We start from the raw sequence: 18,324 nt of genomic DNA on the forward strand, positions 1-18,324 counted from the left end.
TCCCCCTAAATCCCCCTTAAAAAGGGGAGGCAGTGCGTTGGGCGGGTTTCCCGACTTGAAGCAACTGCCGTGGACTTTGATTCTATTTCCCCCCTTTTTCAAGGGGGGCTAGGGGGGATCGAATTCTATGCAGCTTCATAAAAAATTGGTATTAATACCAATTTAAATAATGTTGGCGACACATCAATCTATTCTATAGGGCATGGCATTGCCATGCCCCTACCATCTATCGCATTCTTTTTTCAACTAGGTATAATTAAACAAAAGCCCTAAATAAATCCTAATGACAAATGACCAATGACCAATGACCAATGACTATTGACAAATGACAAATGACCATTCCCCTAATTATCCTCGCCGCCGGTGCATCAACCCGTATGGGTAAGCCAAAACAACTGTTATCCTATCAAGGACGCAGCCTAATTCAGCATACAGTTGAAAGTGCGATCGCTTCATTCTGCAACCCTGTAATCGTCGTTTTAGGCGCTAACGCACAACAAATCCGTTCCCAATTTAATCAAGATTTAGTGCAAATAGTTGAAAATCCGCACTGGAATTTAGGCATGAGTACGTCAATTCGTAGCGGTATTTCTGCACTCAATCATGACTCCCAAAATATAGAAGCAGCAGTAATTACCGTTTGCGATCAACCATATATTTCCGCAGAAATTATTAATAACTTAATCTCTGCCTACTCTGCCACAAAAAAACCGATAATAGCCTCTCAATATGCAGAAACTTTAGGCGTACCCGCTTTATTTAGTCGCCAATTTTTTCCAGAATTACTCACTCTCAATGAAGATACTGGTGCAAAATATTTAATTAAGAAATATCGCGATTTAGTATTAGCTGTGAATTTCCCCTTAGGCGCAATTGATATCGATACTCCTAATGATTATCAAAACTTGCAAGCAAATATCAAGTTGTCTGAATAAAGTTTGATAATTTTACTTAACAAATGGAACTGATAACCAAGTACAAAGTCATACTGAGATAAAGATATGCTTTATCAATTACCTAGTTAAGACAGCGAATTGCAAGTTGATGAGGTAGAGATAATCATTGATTGTAGGGGCATTGGCACTGCCATGCCCTGAAGCGCGTACCTAATTTACCTGAAATATCCTGTAGGTAAGTTGATTAAAATAAACCAAACTCTGTTACAAAAGGTAAACAGGCTGGAAACCCTTACCAATGACTAATGACTAATGACTAATGACAGCCCTTTCCAACTATCTTTAATTACACCACTCTACTTATTAATATGAAACTTAAATCTATTCCAACTGCGATCGCATTATCTCTGATCAGCATTGGAATTTCCCATATAGCTTATACTCAAACTCCCACCGCCCAACAAGCACGATTAAATCAAGAAGTAGCACAACTCCGCCCACAGGGGCCTAGTGGTTTAGAAAAATTTTTAAATAATCATGCTTCACAACTCAAAAACCCTAACCCAGAAATACGCCAAGCATTAGATAAACTTTGTCAACAGCGAGACTGCTACGCTTCTAAACTTTATTGGTACACCGATATAGAACAAGCTAAAGCTGCGGCTAAAGCTAGTAATAAACCCATTCTTTCATTACGTTTATTAGGAAATCTCGATCAAGATTTAAGTTGTGCTAACAGTCGCTTTTTCCGCGTAGCTTTATATCCCAATGCCGAAATTTCTCAATTCCTGCGCGATCGCTATATACTACACTGGGAATCTGTACGCCCAGTACCAAAAGTTACCGTAGATTTTGGCGATGGACGCAAACTAGAACGCACCCTCACAGGTAACAGCATTCACTATATTTTAGACAGTTCCGGCGTACCTATAGATGCTATTCCCGGTTTATACGGGCCGCAAGCCTTTTTACGTCAGCTAGTAGCTGGAGAAAAAGCAGTCAAAGAATATAATAAATCCCAAGGTATCGCCCGCTACAACTTTTTACGCGATTACCACCGCCAACAATTAGCATCAATTCAACGTCAATGGCTTGCAGATTTAGCCAATCTTGGCATCAAAAACCCACCCCGTCTAGTAGAATTTACACCCAACAATAACGAAGCACCTAGCGCCAGCGTCGCAGGTACAATTGCTGTCAGCAAAATGCGCGTAGAATCACCGATACTGCGCAACATCAACGCAGCCAATAACAATCAAAAAGCCCTAAGAGAAATTACTGACGCAGCCACATGGGAAAAAATAGCCCAACGCTACGCAGCAGATGCCAAATTAGATAATAATAGTGTGGCATTAATTCAGACTAAGCGCTTTCAAGACAGCAAAAGCGATAATTTACAGCGCGTTGTCAGCAATTTTCAAGCAGCAATGGCATTAGATACGGTGAGAAATGAGTATACTTTGCACAGCCAAATTCACCAGTGGTTTATGCAAGAAAACGCCACAAATAATGTCAAAGCATTGAATGATAAAGTTTACAGCGAATTATTTCTCACCCCTAATGCTGACCCGTGGCTAGGGTTAATGAGTAGTGAAAGCTACAGCGCTATTGATAATGATGGCATTAGAAAATAATCCAGCTAATCCCTCATAGGAAAACCACAACCAAAAATAAAAATCTCTCTTCCCTAACCCCTAACCCCTATATTCAAAATCTTAAATAATACATTAACTGCGCGATCGCATCTGCTGGTAACTCCAAACGTCGCTGAAAATCAACCAAATTGCGGTATGGCCCAGCAGATAGGCGATTTTGCACCACAGCTTGCGCGAGAGATAAATCAATAAAAGGTATTTTTGTTAGGTTCTCAACTGTGGCTGTATTAGGATTAACTAAAGGCACAAGACAATCGAGAGATTCTTCGTCATAGTAAACAAAATTCAGCAACAGCTTGATTGGTTGTAAACGCTGCACAGGAATAGCTAACGCCGCCGCAATATCTTCAATACAGTAGAATTTAACACCAGAACGGGATAATTCTACAAGCGATCGCGCCTGGTGAATCGATAAACCAGGTAAACGTAACCAATCATCGACAGTGGCTTGATTAGCATCAATCTGAATACCCAACTGTATCGCTAGCTGCACTTCTTCCCCAGATTGTAATCTGTAGTAAGGATCGTTGAGCAGCTTAGTACGGAGTTTTTGCAACCTCAGATTTAAAGGTAGCCAGTTTTTCATAATTGTTGCAGGGGTTAAGAAATCTGGTCTAGTAGCTGGCGACGCTTTTGTTCAAATTCGTACTCAGAAATCAGTCCATCTTGACGCAAAGCATCTAACTCCCGCAAAGCTTCAGCCATTGCGCCTACATTATTGCTTACTTGCTGTGAGTTCTTAATTGCTGACTTACCAAAATTAAAATTGCGATCGAACGCTTCTTCATCTTGCGCCAAATACCAAACCCCCTCAATCGCACTAGCCACTTTAGGGATAGGCGTCCAAGACAGCAAAACATACAACAAGCCCCAGAAAGGCTGTCCTAAATAAAACTTATGTAATCCTGAAACAGTCAGCGTGCCAGAAAAAGCTAAAATAGCGGCTACGCTGCGGCTTTTTCGCTTAGTCAACATATTCCCCAATTGAGCATTTGTCATTTGTTAGTTGTCGATTCTCAATAGTCAACGATCGATTGTCATTGAGATTAGCTTAAATATTGGTCGCTTGCTCATTTTTATCGATACCTGTGATAAATATTGCCGACAAATTACATATATTCACTGTAATTAAATATGGCGCTAATACTAACATTGGCTATAAATTACTGAATTACAAGACTTTACATGATCTACACCGACAAAAAATCAAATTAAGTCTGTTTATGCCAGTAATAATTGCAACAATCCTCAGAATTTCCTCACTTTTTAGACATATTCTGAAAATCAAGGTTCTCAACCAGGCAAATTCATGTATCCTACAACATCTCAAACCCAAACTATAAATTAATCCAGATAAACAACTTTTTTAAAATTTGTAGGGCTAGTAACCTACTGAATATGAATCTATTGTATTGATTTCTAGTACGGGCTATCAATGGGAAATAAGTAGGCTATATTCAAAGAACTTATACACAAAGAAAACGTCCAAGTACCCTTGATTTACTAGTATTCACTCAAAAGAACTATGTAATACAATACATTACATTACTCTTATTTCAGAGAACTCTTCACATAGCAACAATACTTCAGTCAAGATTCTCAATCAAGCTAGTTTTAGCCAAAAAATCAATTTCTCGGTTTTGAGTTATCTGAATTGTTGCACTACCTTTACCTATTGTTGCTAAACGCACTGGGACTAAATAATGCTAAAACTAAGAGCTAAACAAGTGGAACAGAGACTAGAGGAAAATAATTCTCAAGCCAACATACAACAATACGCTGATCGTCACTACCAGAGGGCTACGCAGTACGCCAACCAAAAAAATTGGCCTAGTTGCGTACAAGAACTACGAGAAGCCATCAAGCTAGAACCGAAAAATAGTGACTATCATGCATTACTTGGCGTTGCTTATGCTCAACAAAATTTTCAGGGAATGGCAACAGTTTATATTCGCCAAGCATTAAAATTAAATCCTCAACATTCTTTAGCTTTGAAATACGCTGAGAAGTTAGGTCTGAATGGCTCGTCTCAAAACGCGAATCCTAAATCTGTACCCATGTCTCTCAACATCGCCAATGTCTTAAGCAGGTTTTCATCTCGTCAAGGTTCTTGAGTCAAGTGGTGAAATTTCCCTAACTAACCGTAATCCAACCGTAGCTTGTTCCTTAGATGATTGCCCTAGACTAGAATGAAAATATAAGCAAAACCATAATTTACTGAGTTTTAACACTCAGTGGAATGTTAAACAAAATGGGATTCTTTGATTCTGAAATAGTTCAGCAAGAGGCAAAGCAGCTATTTGATGATTATCAAGCGCTAATCAAGCTTGGTAATAATTACGGTAAATTTGACCGTGAAGGCAAAAAGCTGTTCATTGAGCAAATGGAAGCCATGATGGATCGTTACCGTATCTTTATGAAGCGTTTCGAGCTTTCTGAAGATTTCATGGCGCAAATGACTATGGAACAGATGAAAACGCAACTAGGCCAGTTTGGGGTAACTCCTCAACAAATGTTTGATCAAATGCACCTCACCCTACAGAGGATGAAAACTGATTTGGAAAAACAAACTTAGGATCAAGAGCCAGAGGCTAGAGGTTAAGGGCTAGTAATTTATGCACTAACCAAATGCTTTTTCAATTTTCGTCACCTCAGTCTCTAGTCTCTAAATCCCTAATCCCTAGCTTCTAATCCTTCTCATTCGCTTTGGGGCGAGGAAACTGAGAGGGCGATTTAAAGCTTTCTACAGGGACGTTTTTTAGCGCCTGTTGCATAAAGTCGCGCCAAATAGGAGCTACCATCACACCACCAGTAGCACCACTGGCTAATTGTCTGTTATCGTCTCTACCTACCCAAACAGCAGTTGTTAACTGGGGTACAGTACCGACAAACCAAATATCTTTTTCTGAAGATGTCGTCCCCGTCTTACCAGCAGCAGGTCGGCCAATTGCTGCATTTTTACCAGTACCCTCGGTAATTACGGATTGCATAACGTTAATAATTGCTGCCGACGCCCAAGGATCGAGAACCAATTGGGGTTTTGGTGTGTTATCCAGTAAAACGTTACCGCTACTATCTGTAATCCGGGCAATTACCGTTGCTGGTGACTGCCAGCCATAATTAGCAAAGGTAGCATAAGCGCTAGCCATTTCCAATGGTGTCACGCCAATAGCACCTAAAGGTAAAGAAGTCACCGGTTCCATTGGACTCATAATGCCCAAAGTCCGGCAAATTTCAATAACTTTATTCATCCCTACAGTTTTACCCACCTTAATTACAGGAATGTTGCGCGACTGTGCTAGAGCAGTACGAATCGACATCGCACCAGAAAAACCACCATCATAGTTTCGCGGATAATACCAACCATCACCATCGCGATAGCTGACAGGAGCATCTATGACTGTACTATCAGGTGCAAATTTGCCAGAAGCAAAGCCCGCGTAATAAACAAACGGCTTAAAAGAAGATCCTGGCTGACGCTGGGCTTGGGTGGCGCGGTTAAATTCGCTAGTTTTGGGATCAACACCACCTACCAAAGCTTTGACAAAATGCGTGCGGGGATCAATCGCTACCAAGGCCATTTGATTCTTAGATAAGCCTTGACCTTTTAGTCTCTCATGCCATTTGACAACAGTTTGCTCTGCCATTTTTTGGAATTCGGCATCAACTGTGGTTTGGACGCGCATACCGCCTTTGAGTAGAGCATCGCGCCCGAATTTTTTCGCTAATTCTTGGGCAACTGTATTAGTTACATAAGGTAAGGCACTACCTTGGAAAGAGCGAATTTTACCGAGTTTAATTTCTTGCTTGAGAGCGTCATCATACTCTTTCTGGGTGATCCAATTCAAATCCAGCATCCGCCCTAAAACTTCTTTTTGCTTCTGCTTTGCCAATTTCATGCTGGCAAAGGGGCTGAATTCTTCTGGTGCTTGAATCAAACCAGCCATCATTGCTGATTCGCCCAAAGTTAAATATTCTGATGATTTGTTAAAGTAACTCCGTGCTGCTGTTTGCACGCCATAGTTATTATGACCCCAATAAACTTGATTGAGGTACATTTCTAAAATTTGGTCTTTAGTGAGAATTTGTTCTAAGCGAATTGCTAGCACTCCTTCTGCTAGCTTCCGGGTAAAGGCTCGCTTATGAGACAAAAATAAGTTTTTCACCAGCTGCATGGTGATGGTGGAACCACCTTCTTTGACACCACCAGCTACTGAGTTGACAATAATCGCCCGACCTACACCTGTAGGATTGATACCGTGATGGTTGTAGAAATGTCCATCTTCACTGGCTAATACTGCGCGTTTGAGATTGGGAGAAATTCTATCTAGAGGGACAACTTCTCGGTTAGCTTCTCCATGAACGCTGGTTAAGAGTTTTCCTTTTATATCGTAAATATAAGTCGTTTCTGAAGGAAAGAAGTTACGCAATTGCCTGACATCTGGCAAATTACGAAAACTAATAGCCAAACCCACCAATCCCCCCGCTACAATTGAGCTTGTAAGCATTGTGATTGATAATAGAGTTCCGCCAGCTACCTGACCTACTCCTTTCAAAAACTCAAAACCGGATGAAGCCTTATTTTGGGCTTCCTTGTCTTCAAAAGTCCTAGACGACACGGCGATTTCACTTCCTCACTGGTAAATATAAATGTAATTGATTTGGCGAAGCAAGGCGGTTAATTTTTTGCAATTATAGTAGTTTGGCAGGTAAGACAACGGACAAATTGCCAGTGAATACAACCAACTTAACTTCTCCCAGTCAAAATTTAATTAATAGCGAATCTCCTAGTATGGCGCAAGATATGAATTGGTTGCGTCGTGGTGTAGTAGAAATTTTCCCACAACCAACTGATGCTGACAGCGAAATTGAAAGTTTAGAACAGCGTTTGGCAAGTACAAATCGACCTTTAAGGGTCAAATTGGGCATCGATCCAACTGGTGCTGATATTCATCTTGGTCATAGCATACCGGTAAGAAAACTGCGAGCTTTTCAAGATGCTGGTCATACCGCAGTACTAATTATTGGTGATTTTACGGCACGGATTGGCGATCCGACTGGTAAATCTGAGGTGCGTCGCCAGCTGACAGAAGCAGATGTGGCGCAAAACGCCCAGACTTATCTTGAGCAAGTACGTCCTATATTGGATTTTGACACACCAGGCAGGTTAGAGGTACGCTACAACTCGGAATGGCTCTCCCGCCTGGATTTAGGCAAAATTTTAGAGTTACTCTCAACGATGACTGTGGGGCAGATGCTAGCCAAGGAAGGATTTGCCGAACGTTATAAGAAGGAGAATCCAATTTTCCTGCATGAGTTCCTTTATCCGTTGATGCAGGGCTATGATTCGGTGGCTGTGGAGGCGGATGTGGAATTAGGCGGAACTGACCAAAAATTTAACATTGCTGTGGGGCGAGATTTACAGCGTAGGTTTGGGCAAAAGCCCCAGTTTGGCTTACTGCTGCCAATTTTAATTGGTACAGATGGGGTACAAAAAATGTCGAAATCTCTAGGTAATTATGTGGGCTTGTCGGCACACCCATCGGAGAAATACCAAAAATTGCAGGGCGTTCCCGATCAACTACTAGAGCAGTATTTTGAACTGTTGACGGATTTCGCTTTGGATAAATTACCGGAAAATCCCCGCGATCGCCAATTACTTCTGGCATGGGAAATTGTTAGGCAGTATCATGGCGAACAAGCAGCGAATCAAGCGAAGGAAGCTGCTGATAGTGGTGGGAAAAAAGGCGCGATTCCGGAATTTTCTGTGGCTGGAATAGAGCAGTTTCCCGTCAAGTTGGCTTATTTACTCAATGCTAGCGGCTTGTGTAAAAGCAGCGGCGAAGGTAAGCGGAAAATTCAAGAAGGTGGGGTGTATATAGATGGCGATCGCATTACTAATGTAGATACCAGTTTTGCCCAAGCTGATGAATTAACCGACAAAGTGCTGCAAGTGGGTAAAAACAAGTTTGTGCGCTTAGTACCTTAATTTGGGATAGAAACCAGCGATGAATCCTGAGCAGCGAATTATAGTACCTTTAGATGTCCCAGATATCGCCAGCGCGATCGCTCTTGTTGAGCGGCTACCACAAGTTACTTTCTGGAAAGTTGGCTTGGAGTTGTTTACCAGCACCGGGCCAAGTATTCTGGAAATTCTCAAATCTCGCCAAAAGCAGATTTTTCTCGATTTAAAATTTCACGATATCCCGAATACCGTAGCTGGTGCTTGTCAGGCTGCGGCGCGTTACGGGGTAGATTTATTGACAATTCACTCTACAACCGGCAAAGATGCCCTAAAAGCGGCAACTGAGGCAATTCAAACAGGGGCAGCACAAACAAGTGTTAAACCGCCCAAATTAATTGCTATTACCCTGTTAACAAGCATTTCTGCCCGACAGTTGGCGTTTGATTTGAAAATTCCTTTAGAATTGCCAGAATACGCCCTGTCAATGGCACTCCTCGCCCAAGAAACCGGATTAGATGGGGCAGTTTGTTCGCCTCAAGAAGTGGCACAGCTACGACAAACTTGCGGGGATAATTTTCTGTTAGTTTGTCCTGGCGTGCGCCCGACTTGGGCAGATAAAGGCGATCAAAAGCGATCGCTAACTCCCTCCCAAGCCATTCAAGCAGGCGCAGATTACCTAGTAATTGGTCGTCCGATTACCAGTGCGGCGGAACCTGAGTTAGCTTGGAAGAGAATTTGTGAGGAATTAGCAGAAAATAGTCAATAGTCAATGGTCAGAGACGCGATGAATCGCGTCTGTACAATTGTCATTTGTCCTCCTTGTCCTCCTTGTCCCCCTTGTCACCCTCTAGCCTAATCTGCTCTCCTACGCCCTCTGTGATACATGGTGATGAAAACTTTTTCGTTGGGACTACCTCGGAATTTGTGGCTGATGGTTTGTGGCTACTTTGTGGTAGTTAGTACTATTGGTAATCCCGTATTTTCGCAAAGCCTCCCCGTGTCAAAGGATAAAGCGGGGTTGACTTGTGTTGAGCAAAAAATAGACAGTTTAACTACCTATTTGTTGCGGGATTTACCTAGTTACACAAATCGCGTGACCCAACGCGCCCGCCGTCTCAGCCGGAAGAGTGAAGTTTATAGCTACTTTCTATTAGCAGGTAGACCAGAGTTTACACCCCTACCTCTGAATCCTGGAATTAACGGCGTAGATAGTGACAAAAGTGCGGCATCAGGTGTGGAGCAGGTTTTCTTTACTACTTTAGAAAGGCAGTATATAGGGGGAAAAGTGGTGGAATTACAGGAATTCCACTGGCTGTTATTGACGAAAACTGAAAGCGGGTGGCGTTTGGTGATGATGTTTACCCAAAGTGGGTCATCAACTGGATCGTCGGGGGGACAACAACCGCTATCGCCGCCACGAGATAGTAGCCGTAGCGCGATCGCTCAAGCGATTAATATTTGGTTGCGGGATTGTCAGGCAGGAAGCGTGAGGATGTAATTGGGCATTGGGCATTGGGCATTGGGCATTGGGCATGTATTAATTAAATCGGTAAGGGTGGGGAGACCCCACCCCTACAGGTGTCTCTGTATTATTTTCTTTAATTACGAATTACGAATTACGAATTACGAATTATTAATGTTCCTTTATCCCCATCTAAAGTTACTTCTTGACCTACTGGTAATGCTGCATTACATTTATCGTGACCAAAGGGTAAGTCAGCAACAACGGGAATACCTAAGTCGCCTAAGCGATCGCGCAAAACTTCGTCAACTGTAAAGCTGGGCACATTGGCTGGTGGTTCACAGGCAGTAAAACCACCTAAAGCGATTCCCTTAATTTGGGCTAAATTACCGCTTAATCGCCACTGGGTGAGCATTCTGTCTATTCTATAGGGTGCTTCTGATACATCCTCAAAGGCTAAAATTACACCTGCAAAATCTGGTTGAAATGGTGTGGCTAACAGATGGGTGGCTACTGTCAAGTTACCTGGGAGCAAAATTCCTGTGGCGACACCATTACCCCAACCTTTACCTTGCAGTGGCTCAAGGGTACGACCTTCGACTAAATTAAATAATCGCTCACATGACCAATCTGGCTCATTAGCAAGTGTGGTTAATACAGGGCCGTGAACGCTGGAAATCCCGACATTGTAAAGGCTCCACAATAAAGCGGTAATATCAGAAAAACCTATTAACCATTTGGGATTTTCGCTTGTCGATGATTCTGGTTGCCAATGCCAATTTTCGAGGATGCGGGTACTACCGAAACCACCTCTAGCGCAGAGAATACCCCGGCAATTTGGGTCTTTCCAGGCTGCTGCAAGCTGCTGGCGACGGTTTTGGTCGTTTCCTGCTAAATAGCCCCATTTGTCTGTAATTTCTGGGGGAACTTCGATTTGATAACCGCGCGATCGCCAAATTTCTATACTCTGATAAAAGCTGTCAAATTCTCGCAAAGCACCACTAGGGGCAATGACTCGCAGTAAATCGCCGGGTTTGAGAGGTGGGGGTAAGATTTTTGCTGGCATAAATTAATTACTAGTAGGAAAAAATACTACATTGATCGTGTTAACAATGTAATGTAAAGATTTAGCTGTGATTTATTTTTTTATTTCAGTAGAAATTTTATGCGCCAAGGAATGAAAGTGAGTCTAGCACTGCTAGCATTTTTAGGAAATTTGACATGGTGCTATAGTGCCAAGGCAAATTTTAAAGGCAACCTGACGGTAGAAATTGATGGATTTAAAAATAAACAAGGGCAAGTCTGCGCCAGTGTCTTTGCCAAGAGTCAAGGTTTTCCTAATAATCGCGATCGCGTCATTCAAAGGCAGTGTACCAAGATAACCGACAGTTCTGTAAAGCTGACTTTTGAGAATTTATCAGCCGGTAGCTATGCCGTGGCTGTGATGCATGATAAAAATGAAGATTCAAAACTCAATCGTAATAGCTTAGGTATGCCCACAGAAGGCTTTGGATTTTCCAAAAATCCAGAAGTTCGCACGAGCGCACCCAAATTCAGCGAAGCCGCTATTTTATTAGCAGGGCCAAATACTAATATTCAAGTGCATTTGAAATATTTATAAGGGCATGGGGCATTGGGTATGGGGCATTGGGCATTGGGCATTGGGTAGAGACGCGATTAATCGCGTCTCTACAATTGTCCCCCTTGTCTCCCTTCCCCATACGCTAATTATCATTCTCCTCATGTTCTGGCAGAGTTTCGCGATCGCATACAACACGGATGCGATTAATCTGGTTTAATGCATACCTTGCTGTTGACTGTACTTCTAAATCGGGATCTTCTACTGCATGGCGTAGCATCTGGCTGACTTGAGACATCATGTCATAAACGCGGGTTAAATCGCGAATGGCATTTTGTCGTACTTGTGGGCTTTCGTTTTGGATGGAGATGGCTAATGCACGATTCATGGGTTTGAGTGTGCGAATGCCGATTTCGCTTAAAGCTGCCAAAATTAGGCTGTGTTGTTGGGAATCTGCATCTAGCATCAAGTCTAGCAACGGTTGAATCGCTCTTGAGTCTCCTTGCTGCCCTAAATCCCAAATTGCTTTGTGTCGCTTCGCTGGATCGGGATTATATAAATCGTTAATTAATTCATCAACTATATTGACTTTGGCTAAACGGGAAGTATTAGCTGGAGGTAAAAGTTTTGGCGTCATCGATGCTGCGTCTGGGGAATCAGCAATAGCTGCATCATCCTGCTGTTCCTCTGGGCTAGCTTTTGACTCTGGTAACAGTGGTATTGTTGAGTTATTAGTTTCAGTTCTTGTTTGAGTATCAGAAGTTTCTAAATGTAGCAATTGCTTAGATGGTGTGAACTTTCTCACAAAGTAAACAATTGCGCCAATACTTCCGAGAATTCCTAAGCCGAGTAACGACCAGCGAATGACATTATGCTTAGGCGAATTTTGCTCACTGGGTTTGGAAGTAGGTACAGGTGAGGCGGTAAATGATTTTTTGGCAGCAATTGCTGATTGGATACTTTTCTTCGTCGTGTTGCCAAAAATACCGTCTGCTTCTAAACCCTGTGCTTTCTGAAATTCAGCTACAGCAGTTTTTGTAGTTTCTTTGTACTTTCCATCTACCACATCTTTGTAATATCCCAACTCTTTTAATTGAGTTTGCAAAGTTTCTACATCCGATCCTGTACTATCGGGTCTGAGAATAGTTGCGAGGACAGCTTCTGTGGTACTGATTTGAGGCAGTATCAAAATTTGTTGTGGTAAATTACGTATCGCTGGATTCGCGGGTGTTTGGTACAAACCCAGGTAGAGAAAACAAGCCAAGATAGGGATTGAGGAGTGACATGGCCTCATAATTACTAGTTTTGGACAACGGGTATTTTTGAAATGTTCGATACCACGATAGCTTTAACTAGTCTAAAATTTAACTTTTCTTGTGACAAAAATTGCGATCGCTACAGATAAGTAGGTTGGTGTAATGAAAATATTGGCAAGGGCTGTCATTTGTCATTAGTCATTGGTCATTTGTCAGTTTTTGCATCTTGGTTGAAACTGGGATGAACAAATATCCTAATGTAGGACAATTGTATTAATTTTCCGTCATGATAGAGTTGTTGACTATATTAAATTGTTAAGTCTGCATCTCCAGCCGAAAATTCTCTAATGTCAGACGCTAATTTTATTGATACAGTGACACAAGAATCTGTTTACTCAGAATTATCGGAGCAATCGCCTGTTTTTACTTTGCGTCAAGAAGCGATCGCCCGCATTCGCAATAGTCTGCGTCCCGGACAACAACAAATGGCTGATTGGTATACGGGGCCTTTGGCTGTTTCTGCCGTTCCTGGTGCTGGTAAATCTACGGGGATGGCGGCGGCGGCAGCGATCGCGATCGCGCGTCAGTATGAACTTGCAGCCCAAGCGCGTCAATCTTACCGTCGTCAATTGGTAGTAGTGACTTTTACCCGCTCTGCTGCTGCTAATATTAAAGCTAAAATCCGCAAATATTTACGGGATGATTTATCTTTACCGCAAACGGGATTTGTTGTTTATACTTTACACGGTCTAGCTTTAAATATCGCTAGCCGTCATCCCGATTTATCTGGTTTACAGTTAGAAAATGTCACTTTAATTACACCAAATCAAAGTCACCGCTTCATCCGCACCGCAGTTGAGCAGTGGATTACCAAGAATCAAAGTACTTATTTGCGTTTATTAGAAGGTAGCCAATTTGACGGGGAGGAGACAGAAAGATTACGGCGTCAATCGGTATTAAGAACAGAAGTTTTACCAGACTTAGCCACTACAGTTATTCATGAAGCCAAAAGTTCTGGTTTATCAGCCGATGATTTACGCAATTGGAGTCAACAAACCACAGACCCATACGCAATTTTAAATGTAGCTGCTGGTTTGTATGCTGAATATGAGAATTTAATGCGATCGCGTGATTTTATCGATTACGACGATATGATTTTAGCTGCATTGCGGGTGTTAGATAACGATAGCGCCCGCCGCATTGAGCAAAATCAAGTTTTCGCAGTTTTTGAAGACGAAGCTCAAGATTCTAGCCCTTTACAGACAAAGTTACTGGAGATTTTGGCGAGTGATGTGGGGAATATGGGGGACAAGGGGGACAAGGGAGACAGGGGGGATGGTTTTTATAATGGTAATCAGCAATCGTTGATTAATTTAGTGCGAGTTGGCGATCCGAACCAAGCTATTAACTCGACTTTTACCCCAGCCGATCCGATTTATTTTCGCCAATTTTGCGAAGAGTGCGATCGCTTGCAGAGATTGGCGACAATGGATCAAGCTGGGCGGAGTACGCGAATTATTCTGGAAGCGGCGAATTTTACCTTGGAATGGATTAATAGTTTTTACGGCGTTAAGATGCAGCAATCATCCCATGACTCGATTGCGTCTCTTCCCTTCCGTCCCCAGAGAATACGCTCTGTTGATACTGGCGATCCTCAAAAAGATGCTAACCCCGCAGCAGTAGGAATGGGCTTAGAACTTTACACGCCTCGCGATATTCATCACACCGTAGAATTACTGTCTGGGCGGGTGATTGAATTATTTGCGGAAGACCCCTCAAAGGTAAGTGCAGCAATTTTAGTGCGGGAGAATCGCCAAGGACGCTGGTTAGCTGAGGCTTTAGAACCGATATGTAAAGAGCATAAAATTACACTTTATGATGTGGGCGAACGCGATCGCCGTTCCCAGATTCCCCAAGAAATTTTAGCTTTATTGCAATTTTGCGATCGCCCCCATTCTCCAGATTATCTCAAAGCTGCCCTGGAAGTACTTGTAGAACGTCAGCTAATTCCCACCCAAGACCTCAACGCCCTTGCTAGTTTACCAGAAGAGTTTTTATACCCCGGCCCCTTAACAGCACCGCAAACGGAAAACGTCCACAAAGCCTCGCATTTGTGTCGGAGTTTACTGCGTGCCCGGTTAGAATTACCCATATACCAATTAATTTCCTTTTTGGCTTTAACTTTAAATTACGACCAAGCCGAACTAGCAACGGCAGACAAATTAGCAGAACGAGTAAATCAGCAAACTGCTGGTAATAGTTCGATGGGATCGATGCTGTCAGCTTTAAGTGAAATTGTCAGTTCTGAACGATTTGAAGCTGTAGAAACAGAAGACTTAGAAGCGCGTTACACCCGTAATGGTCAACTGACAATTATTACCATGCACAAAGCCAAAGGGCTAGATTGGGATTATGTTTTTCTTCCCTTTCTCCACGAAAACTTAATACCTGGTAGGTTTTGGGTTCCACCTCAAAGCCAGTTTTTAGGTGACTTTACCTTATCAGAAGTAGCTCGCGCCCAAGTGCGTGCTGCTTTACACAATGAATCACGTATACCAGAAGTCAACCAAGCGTGGGAAATTGCCAAACACCTGAAAACGGCTGAAGAATACCGTTTACTCTACGTAGCGATGACACGCGCCAAGCGCTTATTGTGGATGTCAGCAGCGCAAAAAGCACCTTTTACTTGGAGTAAACCAGAGAATTTACAAGAACAAGCACCTTGTCCGGTATTTCCGGCGTTAAAGCGCCAGTTTCCCAACGCTGTAATTTCTTTAGGGACGGCGGTTAAATCTGGTAGCTAGGAAAAATCAATTAATAATTGATAGGCGAAATATGGGCGCGTCCCTAAATTTTTTTGGTGAATTTGTGAACTGAGAATCTCCTGAATTCTATTCAGAAGATTGCCAATTTATTAACAATCCACAACTCCCAATCTCAATGCAATTCGCTGGTATTGGGTGGAGTCATAAAAAGTTCCTCTGTGCATTACTTGTGAGTTATCCCATAAAGTCACATCTCCTGGTTCCCAAACATGGGAATATACAGGAGTGCGTTTTAAAACCGTCTCAAATAAATCTTGCCAATATTTTTGTGCGGCTTCTCGCTGATTTTCCATTCCCAGAGGAATTGCTGTATTCCAAGAACCTAAATATAACCCTTTTTGTCCGGTAACCTTGTGAGTAGAAACGATAGGATGAACTTTTTTTGGAGCATCATCCCATGCAATATTTGGCCGCGCAAATATGGGGGACATTTGGTACATTGAGATTTCTGCTAATTCTTGTTGCTGGCTAGAATCGAGATTGTTATAAGCTTCGACTAAATCTAAATACTCTGTAGTGTGAGGTTGCCCATTTTCTCCCTCTTCCGGAACTTTTATACTGTAGAGCATGACAACATACAGCGCATTCATATCCAATTCTTCTATTCTGGGTACGCCATCTTTATCCTGATGCCACACTCTAGCTCCATAAATCTTTTCCGCAGGTTCTTGATCAAATCCTTTAGGATTACCCAAAATTGCTGTATATTGGCTCTGAATATCGGGAGTGATATCGGGGTCTAAAGTAAAAGAATTACGCCCAAACATTAAGCTACCAAAAGTTTTTCTGGCAAATTCTTCTAACTCAGATGCAGTCAAGTTTTGATTTTTGACAACAACTACACCATGTTTCCATAGAGATTGTTTCAACTCATGTTTTTGTGCATCTGTGAGATTAAGTAAGTTACATCCCGGCAGAACTTCCAATCCTAGCCTGGATTGATATGCTGTTGCTCTTAAGGCATTTTTGATGGTCATAAGAGTTCCTCTTGCTAAATCATAGAATCCCTACAATCGCATTCAACCTCAAACTTGTAATTAAAAACTTATCTGGAAATATTTCGCTTAACCAATAATATTGCCGTTTTTACATGCTTATACTTTGCATTCACTACAGCAGATGGAATGCAACAAATGTGTCTAATCTTTACGAAATCTAAATTTGAGTACTTGTCAGTTAAAAAATTTGAGGTGCGATCGCTTAACGAAAGCATGAAAATTACAGCCTTTAAATTAGTTTAAAGGATAAAAGACCTCTTTTAACTAAAGCAGCGATCGCATTCTTTCGTGTAGAGGCAAGAAATGCGATCGCAGTGACGAATTAAAAGTTAATATTTTTTTGTGATTATCAGCTTTAATTTAGACAGCACAAACTTTTCATCAGCAGTAGGAGCGGGTTGAGAGATATAAACAATCATTTACCTCGCCCCTCAGGCTTATGTAAAAATAGAACGTGTAATTTTCAAGTTGTCTTTATCACAAAATTCAGCTTGAAAACTCTTGCTAATTATTTCTTAAGAGTTGACATTTGATGATGATTGCTTTTGCCAAAGGCGATCGCGAATTAATTGTAATTGCTCTTGAGTACTAACAGGACTACGGGGCGATGGTAAGTCTGTATTCGGCCAACTTGGTAAATTATGACAGGGACAACTTAAGGCTGGCATCCCCAAATTGCGCATTGCTACTGGCATATTGCAACGACTACAGGGTAACATTTCCCATGTAGGTGTCAGGAGTTCGCCAATTGTTTCACTAGTTCCTTCTAAATACGATTCATCCGCGCGATCGCGAATTTCTTGCCAACAGTTTTCAAATTCTGAACTATAGCTATCACCTTTCAGCACTGGTTGCGGCAACAAAGATGCCATACCATTGCCTACAACTACCTTTTTACCTAGCTGAAACCAGTAGGCTAAATATCTTTTAACGTCTTTTTCAGTTGCCATACCTTTAATTCTAAATTTAAGCTGGGAACTTTAGGTCATTAAATCTTGAATAAACTATTAAGAAGCGAGATACATCGGTCATTAGTTATTAGTCATTAGTCATTAGTCATTAGTCATTGGTCATTTGTATCCTTTTTCTTCCTTACACCTCTTCCTTTATTCCCTGGGAGGTGGTAATGGTGTGCCAAGAGTGCTGAGATTCAAAACATGACCCCCAGTAACTAGATATACGGTATCGCAAAGAATAGCTAATTGACGTACCAAAGAACCCAGGCGATCGCGGAATAGCCGTCCGCTAGGATAAGCCGGAACTAAACCCCATCCAACTTCCTCGGCAACAAATATCATATCTGCCGCAACGAGCTGTACAGTTTCTAACAATTCTGCTATCTTGTTGTCCCAACTAATTTTGTCTTCCTCTAAAAAATTAGCTACCCAAGTGCCCAAAGAATCAACTAGAAGGCAGGTGTTTGGCGTGGCTGCGGCTAAAGTCGCAGATAATTCCATAGGTACACTCAGAGTTAACCAATCTTGGGGACGCCGATTTTGGTGTGCTTGAATGCGTTTTTGCCATTCTTCATCGCCAGGATATTCTGCTGCTGTGGCTACATACACAACCACCTTTTGTGAATGCATCGCCAGATTTTCTGCCCATTCACTTTTACCAGATCTAGCTGGCCCTGTAACTAAGATAACTTTACCCAAAGCCTTATCCTTACTCTGTTTAATTGATTTGGG

The 18,324-nt window shown here is 42.1% G+C and carries 17 protein-coding genes; 9 read left to right on the forward strand and 8 right to left on the reverse strand.

The features are described from left to right. Positions 1-332: 332 nt before the first annotated feature. On the forward strand, positions 333-935 hold the full coding sequence (locus H6G08_RS12115) for a nucleotidyltransferase family protein (protein WP_190542329.1): 603 nt from the start codon (positions 333-335) through the stop codon (positions 933-935). Positions 936-1,264: 329 nt separating this feature from the next. Beyond that, complete coding sequence (locus H6G08_RS12120) at positions 1,265-2,530, forward strand: hypothetical protein (protein WP_190542333.1); 1,266 nt, start codon at positions 1,265-1,267, stop codon at positions 2,528-2,530. A gap of 73 nt (positions 2,531-2,603) precedes the next feature. On the opposite strand, the gene H6G08_RS12125 is transcribed toward H6G08_RS12120, so the two are convergent. Together H6G08_RS12125 and H6G08_RS12130 are read right to left on the reverse strand one after the other, a co-directional pair. Beyond that, positions 2,604-3,137, reverse strand: coding sequence for a ComEA family DNA-binding protein (locus H6G08_RS12125; protein WP_190542336.1), 534 nt, complete (start codon positions 3,135-3,137; stop codon positions 2,604-2,606). A gap of 14 nt (positions 3,138-3,151) precedes the next feature. Beyond that, on the reverse strand, positions 3,152-3,526 hold the full coding sequence (locus H6G08_RS12130) for an NINE protein (RefSeq protein ID WP_190542470.1): 375 nt from the start codon (positions 3,524-3,526) through the stop codon (positions 3,152-3,154). A 752-nt stretch (positions 3,527-4,278) separates the two neighbouring features. Here H6G08_RS12130 and H6G08_RS12135 point away from each other — a divergent pair. Then, a complete protein-coding gene (locus H6G08_RS12135; protein WP_190555584.1) occupies positions 4,279-4,665 on the forward strand; it encodes a tetratricopeptide repeat protein in 387 nt (128 codons plus the stop codon). Between the two features lie 137 nt (positions 4,666-4,802). Further along, positions 4,803-5,126 carry a DUF1825 family protein gene (locus tag H6G08_RS12140; RefSeq protein ID WP_190542473.1) on the forward strand — a complete coding sequence of 108 codons (324 nt, stop codon included), beginning with the start codon at positions 4,803-4,805 and terminating at the stop codon, positions 5,124-5,126. A 112-nt stretch (positions 5,127-5,238) separates the two neighbouring features. On the opposite strand, the gene H6G08_RS12145 is transcribed toward H6G08_RS12140, so the two are convergent. Then, the gene (locus tag H6G08_RS12145) at positions 5,239-7,170 is read right to left on the reverse strand and encodes a transglycosylase domain-containing protein (RefSeq protein ID WP_190542342.1); all 1,932 of its coding nucleotides are present in this window, start codon (positions 7,168-7,170) and stop codon (positions 5,239-5,241) included. A gap of 173 nt (positions 7,171-7,343) precedes the next feature. On the opposite strand from H6G08_RS12145, the gene tyrS reads away from it, so the two are divergent. The 3 genes from tyrS to H6G08_RS12160 all read left to right on the forward strand — a co-directional run bounded on the left by tyrS (position 7,344) and on the right by H6G08_RS12160 (position 10,014). Then, a complete protein-coding gene (gene tyrS, locus H6G08_RS12150) occupies positions 7,344-8,540 on the forward strand; it encodes a tyrosine--tRNA ligase (protein ID WP_190542476.1) in 1,197 nt (398 codons plus the stop codon). Between the two features lie 19 nt (positions 8,541-8,559). Next, positions 8,560-9,282, forward strand: coding sequence for an orotidine-5'-phosphate decarboxylase (gene pyrF / locus H6G08_RS12155; protein WP_190542345.1), 723 nt, complete (start codon positions 8,560-8,562; stop codon positions 9,280-9,282). A gap of 123 nt (positions 9,283-9,405) precedes the next feature. Further along, on the forward strand, positions 9,406-10,014 hold the full coding sequence (locus H6G08_RS12160; RefSeq protein ID WP_242046138.1) for a hypothetical protein: 609 nt from the start codon (positions 9,406-9,408) through the stop codon (positions 10,012-10,014). A 118-nt stretch (positions 10,015-10,132) separates the two neighbouring features. Here H6G08_RS12160 and H6G08_RS12165 read toward each other — a convergent pair whose 3' ends face one another. Continuing rightward, positions 10,133-11,044, reverse strand: coding sequence for a S66 peptidase family protein (locus H6G08_RS12165; RefSeq protein WP_190542348.1), 912 nt, complete (start codon positions 11,042-11,044; stop codon positions 10,133-10,135). 99 nt (positions 11,045-11,143) lie between these two features. Between H6G08_RS12165 and H6G08_RS12170 the strand changes: the two genes are divergently transcribed. Next, positions 11,144-11,599 carry a DUF2141 domain-containing protein gene (locus H6G08_RS12170; RefSeq protein WP_190542351.1) on the forward strand — a complete coding sequence of 152 codons (456 nt, stop codon included), beginning with the start codon at positions 11,144-11,146 and terminating at the stop codon, positions 11,597-11,599. Positions 11,600-11,702: 103 nt separating this feature from the next. On the opposite strand, the gene H6G08_RS12175 is transcribed toward H6G08_RS12170, so the two are convergent. Beyond that, positions 11,703-12,746: a peptidoglycan-binding protein gene (locus tag H6G08_RS12175; protein ID WP_313941848.1), complete on the reverse strand. Its 1,044-nt coding sequence runs from the start codon at positions 12,744-12,746 to the stop codon at positions 11,703-11,705. A 414-nt stretch (positions 12,747-13,160) separates the two neighbouring features. Here H6G08_RS12175 and H6G08_RS12180 point away from each other — a divergent pair, with 414 nt between their 5' ends. Beyond that, on the forward strand, positions 13,161-15,617 hold the full coding sequence (locus H6G08_RS12180; RefSeq protein WP_190542356.1) for an ATP-dependent helicase: 2,457 nt from the start codon (positions 13,161-13,163) through the stop codon (positions 15,615-15,617). 110 nt (positions 15,618-15,727) lie between these two features. Here the strand turns inward: H6G08_RS12180 and H6G08_RS12185 are convergent, their stop codons facing one another. The 3 genes from H6G08_RS12185 to cobU form a co-directional block, all read right to left on the reverse strand. Next, a complete protein-coding gene (locus H6G08_RS12185; RefSeq protein ID WP_190542358.1) occupies positions 15,728-16,615 on the reverse strand; it encodes a TauD/TfdA dioxygenase family protein in 888 nt (295 codons plus the stop codon). Positions 16,616-17,151: 536 nt separating this feature from the next. Continuing rightward, positions 17,152-17,586, reverse strand: a complete 435-nt coding sequence (locus H6G08_RS12190) for a hypothetical protein (protein ID WP_190542362.1) — start codon at positions 17,584-17,586, stop codon at positions 17,152-17,154. 156 nt (positions 17,587-17,742) lie between these two features. Further along, positions 17,743-18,291 carry a bifunctional adenosylcobinamide kinase/adenosylcobinamide-phosphate guanylyltransferase gene (cobU, locus tag H6G08_RS12195; RefSeq protein ID WP_190542365.1) on the reverse strand — a complete coding sequence of 183 codons (549 nt, stop codon included), beginning with the start codon at positions 18,289-18,291 and terminating at the stop codon, positions 17,743-17,745. Between the last annotated feature and the right edge of the window lie 33 nt (positions 18,292-18,324).

The sequence above is a fragment of the Calothrix anomala FACHB-343 genome (assembly GCF_014696435.1).
Classification (GTDB): Bacteria; Cyanobacteriota; Cyanobacteriia; order Cyanobacteriales; family Nostocaceae; genus Aulosira; species Aulosira anomala_A.